General features: G+C 63.8%; 11 protein-coding genes. All 11 read right to left on the bottom strand.

The features are described 5' to 3' along the window. Positions 1 to 5: 5 nt before the first annotated feature. Positions 6 to 3,827 carry a DUF4132 domain-containing protein gene (locus C0Z18_RS00540; RefSeq protein WP_102643414.1) on the bottom strand — a complete coding sequence of 1,274 codons (3,822 nt, stop codon included), beginning with the start codon at positions 3,825 to 3,827 and terminating at the stop codon, positions 6 to 8. A 36-nt stretch (positions 3,828 to 3,863) separates the two neighbouring features. Next, entirely contained in the window at positions 3,864 to 5,954 is a 2,091-nt protein-coding gene (locus C0Z18_RS00535) for an SWIM zinc finger family protein (protein ID WP_102643413.1), read from the bottom strand. Positions 5,955 to 5,964: 10 nt separating this feature from the next. Beyond that, entirely contained in the window at positions 5,965 to 7,095 is a 1,131-nt protein-coding gene (locus tag C0Z18_RS00530) for a VWA domain-containing protein (RefSeq protein ID WP_102643412.1), read from the bottom strand. Positions 7,096 to 7,419: 324 nt separating this feature from the next. Continuing rightward, the gene (locus tag C0Z18_RS00525; RefSeq protein ID WP_102643669.1) at positions 7,420 to 8,397 is read right to left on the bottom strand and encodes a nitrilase family protein; all 978 of its coding nucleotides are present in this window, start codon (positions 8,395 to 8,397) and stop codon (positions 7,420 to 7,422) included. 215 nt (positions 8,398 to 8,612) lie between these two features. Then, positions 8,613 to 9,812, bottom strand: a complete 1,200-nt coding sequence (locus tag C0Z18_RS00520; RefSeq protein ID WP_102643411.1) for an MFS transporter — start codon at positions 9,810 to 9,812, stop codon at positions 8,613 to 8,615. A 91-nt stretch (positions 9,813 to 9,903) separates the two neighbouring features. Next, on the bottom strand, positions 9,904 to 10,380 hold the full coding sequence (locus tag C0Z18_RS00515) for an amidohydrolase family protein (protein ID WP_102643410.1): 477 nt from the start codon (positions 10,378 to 10,380) through the stop codon (positions 9,904 to 9,906). A 27-nt stretch (positions 10,381 to 10,407) separates the two neighbouring features. Then, a complete protein-coding gene (locus C0Z18_RS00510) occupies positions 10,408 to 11,535 on the bottom strand; it encodes an SIS domain-containing protein (protein WP_146013901.1) in 1,128 nt (375 codons plus the stop codon). Between the two features lie 86 nt (positions 11,536 to 11,621). Next, a complete protein-coding gene (locus tag C0Z18_RS00505; protein WP_199189360.1) occupies positions 11,622 to 12,344 on the bottom strand; it encodes an HAD family hydrolase in 723 nt (240 codons plus the stop codon). Next, a complete protein-coding gene (gene hypF / locus C0Z18_RS00500; protein ID WP_102643408.1) occupies positions 12,341 to 14,719 on the bottom strand; it encodes a carbamoyltransferase HypF in 2,379 nt (792 codons plus the stop codon). Before hypF ends, C0Z18_RS00505 begins: the two co-directional genes overlap by 4 nt. Next, positions 14,691 to 15,767, bottom strand: coding sequence for a hydrogenase expression/formation protein HypE (hypE, locus tag C0Z18_RS00495; protein WP_102643407.1), 1,077 nt, complete (start codon positions 15,765 to 15,767; stop codon positions 14,691 to 14,693). Before hypE ends, hypF begins: the two co-directional genes overlap by 29 nt. Further along, on the bottom strand, positions 15,764 to 16,357 hold the full coding sequence (locus C0Z18_RS00490) for a cysteine hydrolase family protein (RefSeq protein ID WP_102643406.1): 594 nt from the start codon (positions 16,355 to 16,357) through the stop codon (positions 15,764 to 15,766). Before C0Z18_RS00490 ends, hypE begins: the two co-directional genes overlap by 4 nt. Between the last annotated feature and the right edge of the window lie 87 nt (positions 16,358 to 16,444).

The following is a 16,444-nucleotide window of genomic DNA, read 5'->3' as shown; positions in this document are numbered from 1 at the left end:
CGGTGCTACCACGGCATCTTCTTTTCCCAGTCGGCGTCGAAGCCCGCGCAGGCGTCGGCGATGGCAATGTAGTCCGAATAAGCCTCGGCCAGGAGGACCGGCGGTACCTTCCCGAGCGGCAAGACACGCTCGTTCCAGTTGCGGGCCTTGCTATTTTCGAAGCTAAGCGTCTTGAGCGCGGCCGGCACGTTTTCTTCCGGCAGCGTATTGCCCGAGAATTCGATCGCCACCCGTACTCCAACACTCGAGAAGTCTTTGGTGTATTGATAGAAGAAGCCGCCATCCTCGGCTTGCGCCCGCTGGTAGCCAAGCTTTGTAAAGGCGCCGCGTAGCGTGAATGCGTCGCTGATCCAGCCGAGGCGGGCACGAATCTCGGTAACGTCGCGGCCAGCGTCATCGCGCAGGTCGAGCGCAGGCGTAACGCGCGTCATCTGAGGGAACAGCGGCGCGATCTTGTAATCCTTGAAATGGCGCACCCAGGCGGCGATCGTTTCAGCGTCCGTCAGCGAAGCATGCGCGAGGCGCAGCATGCTGTCGGGGGCGAGTTCGATCTCGTCGTCCTGTGTGTCGATCAGGCTGCCGTCTTCCGTTGCGCGCAGACTGGTGCGAACCTGGCCTTGCCCGTCGAGTTCGAGCCATACGAGACGCTGGATGAGGCGGCCCGCGATCGGATGGCGCTGCAGATACTCACGCCATTCGGATTGCGGCCATGCCCGGCCGGCGCACATCGCTTCGAACAGGCGAGCCGTCTGCAGTTCGATCACCTGCTTCAGTTCCTTTTTGTGCGCCGAAAGCTGCGATTTCGCGGCCTTGATCAGCGCTTCGTCGTCCGTTTGACGCGGCTCGGGCAAGGTCTTGATCACCTTGCCGTCGGCATTGCGCAACTCGGTTTTCATGGCAGAGTCGAGCACGACGGTAAAGACGCGCTCACCATACTGCAGCGTCATGGTGCCCGTGTCGTCCAGGCCGGCATTCGGAATGGTTCGATCGGCCAGTTGTTCCTGTGACCAGCCGTTGCGCTCGGCGATTTCCTGTACCAGCACGCGTGCCTTCTCTTGCACCGATGCAGTCCGGTATCGTCGTGACACGCTGAGCAGCAACTGGATCACGAGCGGATGGTTGCCGGCCGCCGTGGCCTCTAGCATCGCTTCGAGCTGCGCTCGGCGCTGGTAGTGGTCGCGCATGTACTGCCGAAGCAGCGTGACCGCCTCGTGCGCGGGAGCGAATGCGGCAAGTGCCAAGACGCCCTTTTCGCCGATGGCGCTGCCGAGGTACTCGCTCATCTTCTGGCGCTTGCACTCCTCGAACACCTGATCCTGCGACTTGTTGTATTCGGCCTCGTAAAACTGTTTGTGCTCCGGCTTGGCGTTTTGCCAGCGCTGCTGATTGTTCTGCCAGCGTTGCGGCGCCGTGGCTTGCGCGTACGCAATACCATCTTCGAGCGAAGGATGCAGGGTGTCGCGCCAGATGAACTGGCGCAACACCATGGCGCCCAGCGCCTCGCGGCTTGTTGCGTCGAGCAGTCCGATATAGCGCGTCAACAGCGCGTTGCCGCCGGGTTCCTTGAGCTTGCAGGCGAGCACGATCCACCAACGGATGATGTCGGGCTCGACCGCATCTGTATTCGCCCACCGGCAAGCTGGCAAGGCATCGAAGGGGAACCATGCGAGGCCTGTGGGAAGCTTGGCCTTCAGTCCTTTGCGTGCCTCGGCGAGCAAGGTCGCGGGCGCGATGCGCGGCGAGATATCGTCGCCCAGCGCTTCGAGCGCGGTGAGGAAGGCGGCGCGTACCGTTTCTCGGCTTTCTTTGTCGAGCGCCGCCGTGAGTGCCTCGATTGCCGGCGTATGGCGCAATTGCGCCAGCCAGTTGGCTGCCTCGATGCGTACCTCGCTTTTCGAATGCGTCAGCGATTCGATCACGCGCCGGCCGATGTCGGGCAGCCTCGACAGCGCCTGCTGCGCCGCGGCCCGATGCGTTTTGCCTTCGCCCAATGCGATTTCCATGACCCGCGGCAGCCATCGCGGCGGCATCGTAGGAAACGTGCCTAGCGTCTCGAGCGTGGCGCCGAGGTGAAATGCCATGCGCCTGTGCTCACGCTCGACCGGCGCGGCCAGCCCCAGCCCCTCGTCGATGAATTCCGGATGTTCGGCAAAGAATGGCCAAACGCGCTCGGGCGGTAACAGCTTCGATGCGGTGGGGCGATTCCAGTGCGGGACAAGCGCCGCGCCTGCCACATCGTCGATCGATTGACCGGCGCGCTGCAGCAGTTCGGCGAGCGCACGAAGATCGAGGCTGCCCTCGGGCTGGCGGGCAAGCCACAGCTGGAAGTCGTTGGCAAACCAGAACGACCAGTTGGTCGTGGCCGCCGTCCAGCGGATGACGTGTGCCGCGCCGAACCCCGGCAGCGCATGCAGCCGATTGCCGTAGGTCGCGATTTGCCGGATTAACGGATCCCTCATGCGCTCGCGATCGCCTTTGCCGGCCTGGCCGTTGTATACGCGCACGACGGCCCGTAGATCGTCGTCACGAATCTTTTGACAGCGCTTGTAGGCTTCCTGCGCCCACTTGCGTTTGAACGGCTGCGTCTTGTTCAGCTCGACTTCCTCTTCGGCCCGTCGGCGCGTAAGCTCCAGCAGTTCGGTATGGCTTGCGTTCAACAGCGGGATCGCCTCGTCACCCAGCGCAGCGTCGGGGATGGACTCCCACGTGGGAGGATCCGGCAGGTCGACGTTGCTTGCGTCGCTGGCGGCGTCGATGCGCGCGAGTGCGGCACGGATCGCGTGCCGAACGGTATTGCTGCCATCGGCTGAGAGCGCGGCTTCGAGCCGCTCGCGTGTGGCTTCGACGGGCAGCCGCGCCATCAACTCGGCGGCTTGGGCCCGCTCGGTGGTGTCGCCGGTGGTCAGTAGCGCGGCGAGCAACTCGAGCCGCTCGGCTTGCGCGATGCCTTCGAGGTAAGGAATGGCCTCGGCGCGCACGCCTTTGGCACCATCGACGGCGAGCCGGACGAACAGGGACGCGAAGTCGTTGAGCAACGCCGTGTCGCTGCCGATGCGCTGAGCAAGGGCGATGCGGCCCGCCGTCGAGAGTTGACCGGGAAGGACGCTCGTCGCTTCGCGATGTGCCCGCATGAACTCGGCGACCGCGGGAAGGTTGGTCAGACCGTCGTACCGATTACGGGCATAGCTCGACATATCCCGGCGCTCGAAGATCAGTTGCAGAGCGAGCATAGGGTCTAGCGCTTCGTGCTCGAGCAGTCTTGCAACCAGCGCGATGTCCCAGGCCGGCCTGGTTTTGACGAGATCGGTCTGCGAACGGTGATCGTTAAAGGACGCAAATATCGCGTCGTTGACGAGGTACTGCAGCCAATCTGGCACGGGGGCGCCCGACTTGTCGAGCGACTTGCCGGCGTCAGCGGCGGCCAGGAGCTTGCCGAGCCTAACCAGGGACTCGAGCGGCACCGTTTGGCTGTCGAGGCTGGCGTAGAAACGCGCGCGATTCTCGAGACTGCCGTTACCGGCTGCTTCGAGCGGTTTGTTCTGCCACGACTGAAATTTCCAGCGCAACCGGCCGGGTGCCCCAAGCAACTGGCCGGGCTCCGACGCAGCGGCGTGCTGCAGAGCGATTAGTACATCCACGTCTGCGCCGTCGACCACGAATTCGAGGGCCCTTTCGGGCAGGGTTGCGTTGGCCGAGCCGAGCGGTTTGAAGGCTTCCCGGAGGTGCTGGACCTGCATGTGGGTCAAGCCGCCGTATGCCCCGGTTTCGGCCGTCCGTTTGTCGGCTTTACCCGTCACTACTCCCAGTATCTTTCCCAAAATCCCCACGCGTTCTCCTCAATCGGGACGGGTTGTCCTCGTCTGTTAGCGGCCGATGCCCGGTAGCCCATCGAGCTCGGTCAGTAATTCGCACAACCGGTACAGCCGTAGCATGCCGTGAGCGTCCGGGTTGCGCAGATGCGATAAGAGGGCTGCGGCAACCGTCGAGAGTCCGACCGAATCGATCGACTCGCAAGCTCGCTCGGCACGTTCGATCTGAGACGCGGTCGTCGCGAGACGGCCGGTTGCGGCCTGGGTTTCGAGCAGTTCGTACACCGGCGCCAGCAGCCGTGCCGCGAGCGTCGGGGCCGCGGCCGGGGGCGCCTGCTCGCGGCGCGATTCCAACATGCGCAAAATGCGGTTCGCCAATGAAGTCGGCCGCTCGGATTCTTCGGCGAAATCGAGAGAGATGACCTGCAGCCGGTTTTTCGCATCGCGGCTGAGGATGGCGAGCGGGATGAACGCCGTTTCGGCTGCGCCGCGCTCCACGCGCACGAGCACCCCCAGCACGCCGGCTCGCCTCGCGCAGAGGCGATCGAGATTGTCGGCTCGCCGTTGATACTCGGGAGAAATCGGAACGACAAGCGTCAACCAGCGGCCACTCGTGTCCTCAACGGTCCATTCGACTTGCTGACGGACCTCGTCGAGCCGCGGGGGGCGCGTGTCGACGGGACGCAGCAGCACGGTGTCGAGCGGTTCGCCTGCGAGTCCGACGGCAGCACGCAGGCGCTCGCCGAGTTCGGCCCAGTCGTAAAATCCGACGTCTTGCAGACGCGGGTCGTCCAGATGCCACAGCGGCTCGGACTGCGCCCGCGTGGCGCCGCCGAGGGCGAGCCGGCCATCGTCGGCAAGCCGCGGTTGTTCGATGCGCCAAGCGGCCTCGCAGATTCGTTGCGCAGCGCCGGCGCCGGGCCACACCGCTTGCGAGGTCCAGGCGCCCTGGCGGGTGAACGACTGATCGCTGCCGTCGGGACGTGCGAGCGTGGCCTGCAATAGCCGAGTCTCCTGCGGGTCCCAGAACGCGAGCGTCAGTCCGCGCGCGCCTCCGCGGGTCTGCCACCAATGCGCGCCGAGCGGTAGCAGCTCTAGCGTTTGCGATGGGGCGAATTGCCTGCGCAACCGGCCGCGCAGCGCGCCGGCCAGTGCGCCGTCCGCGGTGCGCAGTGCGTTGCATAGCGCGTGAATGCGTGCCATTGCGGCCAGGGCGTCTCGTTCGTCGGCGCGATGATCGCGGCGCACCAGCAGATCGACTGTGCCGCCGAGGTTGCGCAATAGGGCGGCGAGGCGCGGCAAACCCTCGCCCCGTGCGGACATGTTCAGTGCAAGAAGCCGCGCGGCCGTCAGTTCGCTGACATGCGAAAGCCCTCCTGTCAGCAGCTCCGCCAGCGTGGATTCCACTTGCGTGAGAAATGTCTGCTCGCGCGCGGTGAGCGCGGCCGTGTCTTCGGCGGCCGGCGGCTGAGCGTCGGCCGGCCACTCCGGTGCAAGGCCATGGACCTCGCGCAGCGCGACGAGCGCCATCAGATGCACTGCTTTGCGCTCTGCGGCAGGGACATCGGACACCATGCCGGAAAAGCCTGCCCCGGCTATCCATCGGCAACTCTGACCGAGATCGGGTAGTTCCATGATGAGGACGCCGCCTTGCTGCCGCCATTCCAGGCGGCCCGCGGGTGTGGCAGCAGCCCGGCGAACTGCTGCCGCTCCGGCCGCCCTGAATAAAGCGGGAACCGGCAAGGTGAGTACTTCGTTCAGCGGGTCATTTGTAACGACCTGTGGTCGGGACGGCTCCGGTGTGGGCGCAGGCGAATCGGCTGCCGGCATCGCCGATTCGGGCCGAGCCGTATCGTTTGCCGGCCCGACGGTTGCCGCCGGCGACGCCCGCAACCAAAGAACGGCGGCGAGGATGTGCTTGCACAGGCCCGGAGCAGGGCAATCGCAGCGCGCCTGCTGCGGACCGCGCGTGTCGAGTTGCACGCGCTGGCCATCGGCATCGACGACGCCATGCGCCTCTTCCTGCTCGATCCATCCGACTTTCCCTGCGTCCACGTCCTTGGCGGCGCGCCGCAGCAGGCCGGCATTGGCGAGCGCGGTCAGCGTGTCGTCGTCGTAGGCGCGGTATATGTCGAACCAGGGCATGTTTGTGCGCTCAACTCATCACTTCGGACAGCCACTGCGCGAAGTGTGTCGGCGTGAGCGAGGCAACCTGCATCCCGCGGTCGGCGAGACGCTGCGCCATTTGACGGTCGTAGACCGGCATTGCCGCCTCGTCCAGCGCGGCAAGGCCGAGCAGCGTTACGCGGGCCTCGGCAAGGCGCCGCACCGCCGCCAGCAGCGGCCCTGGCGGCGCGCCTTCTTCGAAATCGCTGATCATTGCGAATACGGTGCGCCGCGGATTGGCGATCAGCGATTCGCAGTAGCTTACCGCACGGCCGATATCGGTCCCGCCGCCAAGCTGCACGGTCAGCAACACTTCGGCAGGGTCGTGTGCGAGGTGCGTTAAGTCGACCACGCTCGTGTCGAATACGACGAGCCGGACACGCACCGCGGGCAACCCGGACAGGATGCCGGCGATGACGGCGCTGTAAATCACGGAGTCGGCCATCGAACCGCTTTGGTCGACGCAAAGCACGACATCCCATGGGAGATGCGGCTTGACGCGCGAATTGAAGCGCGGCCGTTCGATGACGATCTGCCGGCGCTCCACGCTGTAGTGCCTCAAATTAGCCGCAATGGTTGCACCGGCATCGAAGTTCTGGGCGCTCGGGGTCAGCGAGCGGCGCGACCGATTGCGCCGACCCGTCAGCGCGTTGACGAACTCGCCTTTGATCCGGCGCGTAATCTCGTCTACCGTCTTCTGGATGACTTCCCGCACGGCGTCGCGCATCTGGGCGGACAACCGGCCGCGCATGCCGAGCAATGCGCGGGTCAGGGCCGGCGACGCATCGAGCGAGCGCAGTACAGCAGGGTCTTCGAGGATTTCTGTGAGTTCGTAGCGTTCGATCGCCTGAGTCTGCATGCGCTCGAACACCTCGCGCGGAAAAAGCTTGCGCGAGCGCGACAGCCAATCGATGGCGCGCAATTGGCTCGGATCGAGCGAACCGCCGGCGCCCGGTTTGCCGCGCGCGAGCCCGCGACCTTCGTACTCGCGGCCGTACAGATATTCGAGCGTCTGGTCGAGTTTCCAGTCGTCGGCTGAGAATGCCGCCCCAGTGAGCGAACGGTTGGCGTAGTGGCCGAGGATCAACCGCCAGCGGCGCAAGGTCTCGTCGGAAGACATGCTGGGAAGTCGCGAGTGTGGTGCGATCGTTCTGATATTGGCTGGCGGTAATTCCCGCAATAGCGGGGCTGCGGCGAATTATACGTGGGCCTTCGGTTGGCGCAATACATTCCGGAATACGGATGGCAGTTCTTCCCAAGTAGGGAAAAGCCGTTCGATTATGCCGCTAAGAGAAGAATTCTCGACGGGATAATGATGATGATCGAATCGGACGTCAACCAAATGCGCCGGAGTTTTCGGTTTTCAAGTGCCGGCGCCTTACGGAATGCTAACGAATCGGGCCGCTGCTGCGCCGCCGTGAGTAAATCGCATGCCAACCGACGCTCACGTCGCTTTCGTCGGCACCTCCAAGAAGTGCGTATCGCGTGGGCCCAGTTCGTCGCCGCGCACTTGCGCGAGGCAACCGTACAGCTCGGGGCGGCGGCCCCTTATCCATCGCTGCCCGGTGCTCGCCGCGACGAGTTGCAAGTCGAGATCCGCTACCACCATCGCATCCTCGCATGCAGTCGATTCGGCAACAATGCGGCCGTAAGGGTCGAGAATCATGGCGTTGCCGGTCCGGACCTCATCCTCATCTTGCCCCACGCCATTGCTGAAGATGACGAAGATTCCGCTATCGTGGGCGCGTGCCGGCAACCAGCGCATCAGCCATTCACGCCCGTTCGGCCCTTGAAATTCGGCGACTAGCGCATCGGGGTTCCGATGTCTGTCGTGCCATTTGTCCAAAGGGATCGGCTTCATGGCATGAGGGCTTCTGGAGTTCGTGCCGCCTGTCTGGTGCGGCGCGATGAGAATCGTCGCGCCCAATAGAGCGGTGGCACGAACGTTTTCGATGAGATTGTTATCCCAGCAGATGAGGATTCCCATTTTGATTCCCCACTGCGTATCGAATACCGTGAAGCGGTTTCCACTGCTGATCAGCTCGTGCTCGAACGCATGCAATTTACGGTGGCTGTGTAATTCGCCATTGGGCATGCATAGAACGTAGGTGTTGAAAAGCTGCCCATCCGGCGCCGTCTCGAGCAATCCCGTGCCGATTGCAATATCGTATCGGGCCGCCATGTCCCGCACCACCCGAATCGAGGGTCCATCGACCGGTTCCGCCAGCGCAGCGAGTTCCGCTCTATCGAGCTTCGGGACGTGCCAGTAGCCGCAGATGCACATCTCGGGGCAAATCGCCAGACGAGCACCTTGAGCCGCCGCCGCGCCGGCAAATTCCGCGATCCGAGCCAGGTTATACCGCTTGTCGCCGGCGCGATGCTGAAATTGAATGGACGCTACGCGAAGAATCGATTCCGGCATGATTCCTCCCATCTGATATTAAGGATTGAAATGCATAAAACCAATTCGCTTAGTCTCTTGTGTTGATTGATCTCATGCGAAGGGGCTGGGGTGCCGCGATGCTGCAATATCGATGATTTTTCTTTATTCCTGGGAAATGCATCGGCATTTCAGACGGCTAGCCGCCTCGTCCTGCGGATTGCCGGGTTTTTCAGTTGCGCAAGCCAAAGCGATCGTCACTCTTGCGAATGAACGCGCGCGTCGATGGGCGTGCGGGGCAACGAAGCATGAATCCCCGATAGGGTGAGAACGGCAATGGCGATCGCGGCGGCGGCGCCCGTGTAGAAGATGGCACCCAGGCCGAAATGCTGGCCGATGAGGCCGAGCAACGGCGGGGCGGAGAGCAGCCCGGCGAATCCCATCGTCGATACGGTGGCGATTTGCACGGCTGGCCGAGGAAGCGCCCCCGCCATGCTGAAAAGAACCGGCACGACATTGGCGAGACCGGCGCCGGCAATTGCACAGCCTGTAATCATGACGACGGCGTCGCGGCTGAGCGGGCCCGCCATCAATCCGATGGCGGCGATCAGGCCGCCCGCGCACACGAGCGCGCGCGAACTGAACCTGCGGCGAATAAGATCCCCAGCGAAACGCATGGCCGCCATGAAACCGGCGAAGACGGCGTAGGCCATCAAAGCCACTTCGTTGGCGGCGCCAAGCGTTTGCCGCATATACACCGCCGCCCAATCGAGCACGACGCCTTCGCAAGCGAATGCAAACGTCGCGACTACCCCAAGAAGCAGCGCTGGGCCGACTAGGGCCAGCCGCGTTCTTGCAGGTGCCGATTCGCCGGGCTCCGTTTGTTGGCGGGGGAGAAGACCGCGCTGCGCCCATAGAAAGAGGGCGAACATGGCGCTGGCGATCGCCAGCGCTTCGATGGCCGGGGTGGATGCGCGCATGAGCACCGCCCCAACACCGGCGGCCAATAAGCCCCCCAAGCTCCACATGCCGTGGAATGACGACATGTACGGTCGCTTGAAGCGCATTTCGACGTCACTTGCGTGCGCGTTCATTGCGACGTTCATCGTGCCGCCCGATGCGCCGAACAGCAACACGATCGCGGCCAGCGTGGCGACGTCCGGTGCCAGTGGAATCAGACTGGCAAGGCAGCAATACACGATGGCACTGATGCGTATGGATCTCGACACCCCCATTCGCTGGATCAACCATGAGCTGAATACCATGGCCACGACGGTACCGCCTCCCAGCATCAGCAAGATGAGGCTCAGCACGAAAGGGGCGAGGCCGAGGCGCTCCTTGAAGACCGGGATTTGCGTAGCCCACATGCCGATCAGCGCGCCGTTCAAGAAAAACATGGCGGCCGTCGGGTACCAAGCAGGTGAGTCTTTGCGCGTGTCGACAGTCGATTTACGCACGGCGTGCTCCTGCCGCGGTCAATCGGATCGGTGACGCCGAATGCGGCGGGGTCGAGTTTGGGTGCATCGCTCAGTCTCGCAATAGTTGATATCAGGGGCATTCGGCCATATTCCACGCGACGGGTCCTGGCTCCGGTCCGAGCCATAGGTCCGTGTACGTTCGATACAAGCTCGCTCGCAAGCCCACCCGCGCCGCGGCGGCGAGACAATCTTGCACTCGCGATCCGAACATGCCGACGGCGGTCACGCCGGTCGATACAGCGTGAAGCAAGATGTCGCCGAGCTGTCCAATGCGAAGCTCGGCGGCGTCCGCTGGCTCGTCATCGCGGGCGATGTCGGCCGCGAGACAGGCATTGACGAGGCCGGGCAAACACACGAACCCGCTGCCGTCGACGTGCTCGTGTGCCGACAACGTTCCCGGCGGCGCGATATCGACGATCTCGCCATCGCGGATCTCGATGTCGGCGCGTTTCAACATACGATCCGCCGTATCGTAAAAACGCACGTTCGAGATCACCGGCGCCACGGCGGTCGGAACGTATAGGTTTGCCTCGTCGGAAGCGGACATTCGTTTCCCTCGTGTCGATGACAAGCGCTATCCGGCCTCTATGGCGCAGGCGGTGTCGCGCGTTCCCTCGATGCGGCAACGACGCTCGAGCGCGGTATACCTGGCGAGAAGCTGCATCGGGATCGTGTGCACGATAGGGGTCAGCAGTCCGCGGTGCCGGCCAACGCGCATGACTTCGATGCCGAGGTTGGCCGGCACGTTGCAATCCGTGTCCGCGAAGACGAATAGTTTGCCGTTGCGTGAGCTGACTTCCTGAAGATTGGAGTTGAGCTTTTCCGCGAGCCGGTCGCCCGGCGCGGTCACTACGACCGGTATATCGGCGCTTACCAACGCAAGCGGGCCATGCTTGAGCTCGCCGGCGGAAAAGGCCTCCGCATGAACGCGTGCGATTTCCTTCATGTTCAAAGCGCCTTCCTGCGCTACGGGGTAGTGCATCCCACGGCCGAGGAACAACATGTCGTCGCTCGATGCGAGGCGTTCGGCCCAAGCCTGGATGCCCGATGTGAGCGTCACGGCTTCGGCGACGACCTCGGGCAACTCGTGTAGCGCCTGCAGATGGCTTTGCTCCTGCTGCGCGGTCAGCGCGCGGCGCGAGCGGGCGAGCACCAGCGCCAGCAGGAAAAGGGCGATCAGTTGCATCGTGCCTGTTCGCGCAGACGTCATCGCGCCGTCGGGTATCGCGTTCATCGTGAAACCCAACCGGCAAGCGCTCGCGAGCGTCTGGTTCGAGCTATCGCAGATACCGAGGGTATTGGGCATCCCCATTCGTACGGCAAGCTCGATCGCCCCCAAAACGTCGTCGAGATCGCGGCTCCTCGATAACGCCACCACGACGGAGCCCGGGTTCGCTACGCTCTCCCGATAGCGGAACTCGCTCGCGAGTTCGATGTTCACGGGCACCGCGGCCAGGCTCTCGATCCAGCCTTTGGCCACCAGCGCTAAGTGATAGCTACCGCCGCACGCAAGAATCAGAACGGCCTCGGCTGTCGGCAAGATACGGCGCGCATGGTCGCCGAACAGTTCGGGAGTCACTGCACGGATGCGATCGAGCATGCCGGCAACCGCGGGCGCTAACGAGTCCAGCGCGCTGGGGCGGCCGCCGCTGTCGGCGGGCGGGGCCGCGCCTGCGGCACAGGTGCGAGTCGTTCTGTACATGGTCGTCCTCGGGCGTTGCTCCGGAGCGGCATCCGAATGTCCGCGGAGCAAGGATTGCAGCGACGGCGAACCGGCCGCTTGGACCGTCACGCCTGCACGGCGGTTAAGCGCTCAACGAAAAGCCGATGCCCCGGCCGGCACGAGAGAATCGAACCATCCTCGCCGTTCGTGTGCAGTTCGACACCCTGGAAGTCGGGGATGGCGAGCTGCGCGCCGTTGCGTAACAACTCCTCACCGCCGATGCCGACGCAATAGGCGCCCGCGGTGACTGCCGAGGTGACGCCGCTGCCGGCATCCTCAAAGACCACGGTGCGCGACGGGGGTATGCCGAGACGGTGCGCCGCCAGGAGATACGGATCGGGATGCGGTTTGCCGCGGGCCACGTCGTCACGCTCGACGATGACCGAAAAGTACGATTTCGCTCGCAGCATATCGATCACGCGATCGATCTTGTAGCGCCAGCCGCTCGTGACAACACCGATCGTGATGCCGGCCTCCCCGAGGCGCGAGACGAGGCGAGCCACGCCGGGAATGGTTTCGTAGTCAGCCGTGTTCTCGACGTGGATGACGTGCGCTTGGACCTTCTCCTGGTCGATGCGCGGCAAGTCGTGGAACAGCGCGCGAATGGTGTGCGGCCCGGGCTGTCCGTGGATATGCCGGTGGATGTCGTCCTCGGTGATCACGCGGCCGTAGAGCTGCGCGGCCTCGCGCCATGCGCGCTCGATCACCGCTCGCGAATCGACCAGTACGCCGTCCATGTCGAACAGCACGGCCGATACGTTGGCTGCGTAATGGCTCATCTGGCTCATCTCATTTCCTCGATCAATTGGAGCTCGCTGCCCGCGGTGGCTCGAGCGGCGGCGACGACCACCTGACCCAGCGAGATGCCGCCATCGTTGGTCGGCACCAGTTGGTGGCAGTAAGGCTTGAATCCACGCGACTCGAGCGCGCTTAGCGCATTGACCAGCACGAATTCGTTGCTGAAGACACCGCCGCTCATCACGATTTGCTCGACCCCGAAACGCGCGACGAGGCGCTCGCACATGTCGCCGATGATCTCGACCACCGTCGAATGGAAGCGCCGGCTCAGTTCGGCGAGGTCGGCGCCGGGCCCAAGGAGCAGTGCGACCGCCTCACGGACCATCGGGCGATAGTCGACTTCGAGGCATTCGCCGCGCGTCTCGATGGCATATTCGAATGGCCGCGCGCGATGAAAATCGCGCTGCAGCAGGGCTTCCATCTCGATCGCCGCTTGCGCTTCGTATTCGACTCTGGAACAGATGCCGAGCAGCGCCGAGATGCCGTCGAACAATCGACCCATGCTGGTCGTGGTCGTCGCGTTGATCCTGCGGGCCGCCATCTTCGCGAACACGTCGCGTCGTTGTTCGTCCACCGCGAGCAATGCGGGCAGGGCCAGTTGCGCGGCGTGTTCGCCGAAGGTATCGACCAGCAGAGCGATGGCCACGCGAATGGGCTCTTTGACGGCCTGGTCCCCACCCAACAGCAACAAAGGCCGCAGATGTCCCACACGCTCGAATCCGGCGGCATCGCCCAGTAAAAATTCACCGCCCCAGATCGTGCCGTCGGGGCCGTAGCCCGCGCCATCGAAGATCACGCCGATGGTGGTGCCCGACAGACCGTGCTCGGCCATGCACGAGACCATATGCGCATGATGATGCTGGACTTGCACGACCTGCATCTCGGTTTGCTCGACCGCCGCGCGCGTCGAGCGGAACGCGGGATGCATGTCGCAGGCGAGCGTGTCGGCCCGCACGGCGAGCAGCGCTTGCAGATGCGCGGCGCAATCGGTGTGGGATTTGAAGGTGGTGTCGTTCTTCAAGTCGCCGATGTGCTGACTGATGAAGACCTGGTTGGCTTTGCCGATGCCGACCGTGGTTTTCAGTTCGGCGCCGAGCGCCACGATCGAGCCGACCGAATACGGCAAATGGATCGGATACGGCGCATAGCTGCGCGAGCGGCGCATGAACGACATCAGCGGAACATGCTTGTCTTCGCGTACGATGACTCGGACGACCGAATCGTCCACGCGCGTGCGAATATCCCGGTCATTGAGCACGAAGGCGTCCACGATTTCACGCAACTGGTCGAGCGCGGCTTGGTTCTCGTAGGCGATCGGATGCCCTGATAGATTGCCGCTCGTCATGACTAGCACACTCAACGCCGGGTCCTCGAGCAGCAGATGCTGCAGCGGTGTGGAGGGCAGCGTCACGCCAAGATTCGGGTTGCGCGGCGCGATCGCTTCCGGCAGCGTCTCGGCGCGTTTGCGCAGCGAGACGATGGGACGCTGCGGGCTCTCGAGGAGGGCTCGCTCGTGCGGGTTGACGTGTGCCCATCGGGCGGCTGCGTCCGCGTCGGCGACCATCACCGCAAAGGGCTTCGCGTCGCGCCGCTTGCGCCGGCGCAACTCGCGCACCGCCGTTTCGTTGCGGGCGTCCACGACGAGATGGAAACCACCCAGGCTTTTGATCGCGACGATGGCGCCGTTGCGCAGCCTGGCGATGGTGTCGCGCACGACGTCGCCGGTTTCGACCGGTACGCCATCGCGGTCGGTCAACTGCAGGTGGGGCCCGCATACAGGGCACGCGTTCGGCTGCGCGTGATACCCGCGGTCCTCGATATCTTCGTACTCGCGATGGCATTGCGGGCACAGGGTGAACGCGCGCATGGTGCTTTGCGCGCGGTCGTAGGGCATGCCGTGAATGATCGAGTAACGTGGCCCGCAATGCGTGCAATTGATGAAGGCATACCGGTAACGCCGGTCGTTGGGATCGCGCATTTCGCTCAGGCACTCGTCGCAGACGTTCGAGTCGGGCGGAATGATGGTGTCCATATACGCCAGATCGACGCTCTTGCGAATCTCGAAGCCCTCGTAGCAAGGCACGGGTACGTCGTGCGCCACCTGTCGCACATCGGTGATCCGCGCGAGCGGAGGCGGCCTCGAGACGAGTTCGTCGATGAAGCCGTCGATGGCCTGGTCGGAGGCTTGCACCTCGAGCAGGACCCCTTCCGAATCGTTGAGCACCCAGCCGTTGGCGCCGTAGCTGCGCGCCAGCCGATGCACGAAGGGCCGGAAGCCGACGCCCTGCACGATGCCGCAGACCCGGTAGCGGCGAGTCGGCGGCGTCGCGAGGCATTCAGCAGAGTCGGGGCAGTTCGGCGCCATGGAGTTCCGCGATGGTGATCTCGCTGCCATCCGCTTCGACAAGGCGCACCTGCGCACCGGTGGCTGCGCCGACCTCGCCGATGATTGCCGCGTACTGGCCGGCGGGATCTCGGTGCAAGATGGCGAGTACGTCGTCGGCCGCGTCGGGCTCGACGAACAGGCACAGGCAACCTTCGTTGGCGAGATGGATGACGTCGATTCCGAGCATGTCCGCGGCCATCGCGGCTTCCGGCAAAATCGGTAGCGCGTTGCGTTCGAAGCGGATGCAGCATTCGCTCGCGCGCGCATGCTCGTGGAGCACTGCGCAAAGACCGCCGCGAGTGACATCGCGCAGCGAAGCGATCTTGCCGGCAGGTACGCCGTTCAGCACCGCGTCGATCATGTGATTGAGCGGCGCGCAATCGCTCAGAACGTTGCGTTCGAAGCCCAGTCCTTCTCGAATCGAAAGCAAATGGATCGAATGGTTGCCGATATAGCCGGATAGAAGGATCTTCTGTCCGGGGCGAACGCTCTGGATGGAAGTGGGCGGACGCTCCAACACGCCCACACCGGCGGTGTTGATGAAGAGCCGGCCGGCGTCGCCTTTACGGACCACTTTCGTGTCGCCGGCGACGATCTTCACGCCGGCGGCGCAAGCGGTATCGCGCACGGACGCAATGATCGTGAGCAACTCGTCCATCGGCATGCCGGTCTCGATGATGAGGCTCAGCGTGAGATAGAGCGGGCGCGCGCCGCTGACCGCCAGGTCGTTGACGGTGCCGCACACCGCGATCTTGCCGATATCCCCGTTGCCGAAGATGATCGGCGTGACGACGAACGAATCGGTGGTGAAGGCGATCCGGTTGGTCGGCAGCTCTAACAGCGCACTGTCTTCCATCGCGCCCAGGTAGACGTCGCCAAGCGTTTCGGAGATGCGCTCCACCAACTCCCGGCTCAGTTTTGCGCCGGTACCGTGATCCAGCACGACCGTTTCGTTCGGATTCGCCGTGGCGGCAACCGGGGCGGCGCCGCCCGTTACGCGATCGATCAGCGTTTGATCGGCGCTCATGCGGCGATCTCCTCGCCGCGGCCCGGCAGATCGTCGTGATCCTTCAGCCGTTCGAGGATCTCGGACGAGGGAGCGATGACGGCGCAATAGCTGGCCAGCCATTCGAGCGCGCGCTGTGTGTCTTCGGGCTTCGGCGAGAACACGCCGTCGCTCGGCACCCAGATCTTATAGCCGCGGAAAAATGCATCGGCGGCCGTGGTCTGGACGCACACATGGGTCTGCAGACCGGTCACCACGACCGTTTTCACGCCTTGCTCGCGCAACGTATCGTCGAGCTTGGTCTCGTAAAAGCCGCTGTCGCGGCCCTTCACCACGACGAGGTCCGACGGATGCACCACTTCTTCGATCAGCCGATTTCCCGGCGTGCCCGCGATGGCGGGAATGGCGCGTCCACGATAACGGCTCTGCACTTGCGGGTCGTTCGGATCGTGAATCAGTTGCAGGTGCACGACGAGTTGTCCAGCGGCGCGGATGCCGTCGAGGAACGTATTGAACTGCTTGAGCAGCCGGCTCAAGTCGTGCGGATCTTTGGATATCTTGTGGGTGAACTCGTACTGCAAATCGTTGGTGAGCACTGCGACGTTCGGCATGGTTCGATCACCTTTCTTTCGTGTTTCTGGTTGACGCCGAATGATCCGGCGATATTGGACGACTCACTTCGGAAACCAGTGGAAGAG

Origin of the sequence: Trinickia dabaoshanensis (assembly GCF_002879885.1) — a bacterium.
GTDB classification, from domain to species: domain Bacteria; phylum Pseudomonadota; class Gammaproteobacteria; order Burkholderiales; family Burkholderiaceae; genus Trinickia; species Trinickia dabaoshanensis.
This window is presented reverse-complemented; position numbering and strand designations above follow the sequence as displayed.

Excerpts from the sequence above, each read along its gene's own strand:
- C0Z18_RS00490 (WP_102643406.1), bottom strand. The coding sequence starts at position 16,357 with ATGCCGAACGTCGCAGTGCTCACCAACGATTTGCAGTACGAGTTCACC.
- C0Z18_RS00515 (WP_102643410.1), bottom strand. The coding sequence starts at position 10,380 with ATGTCCGCTTCCGACGAGGCAAACCTATACGTTCCGACCGCCGTGGCG.
- C0Z18_RS00535 (WP_102643413.1), bottom strand. The coding sequence starts at position 5,954 with ATGCCCTGGTTCGACATATACCGCGCCTACGACGACGACACGCTGACC.
- C0Z18_RS00510 (WP_146013901.1), bottom strand. The coding sequence starts at position 11,535 with ATGTACAGAACGACTCGCACCTGTGCCGCAGGCGCGGCCCCGCCCGCC.
- hypE (WP_102643407.1), bottom strand. The coding sequence starts at position 15,767 with ATGAGCGCCGATCAAACGCTGATCGATCGCGTAACGGGCGGCGCCGCC.
- hypF (WP_102643408.1), bottom strand. The coding sequence starts at position 14,719 with ATGGCGCCGAACTGCCCCGACTCTGCTGAATGCCTCGCGACGCCGCCG.
- C0Z18_RS00505 (WP_199189360.1), bottom strand. The coding sequence starts at position 12,344 with ATGAGCCAGATGAGCCATTACGCAGCCAACGTATCGGCCGTGCTGTTC.
- C0Z18_RS00530 (WP_102643412.1), bottom strand. The coding sequence starts at position 7,095 with ATGTCTTCCGACGAGACCTTGCGCCGCTGGCGGTTGATCCTCGGCCAC.
- C0Z18_RS00525 (WP_102643669.1), bottom strand. The coding sequence starts at position 8,397 with ATGCCGGAATCGATTCTTCGCGTAGCGTCCATTCAATTTCAGCATCGC.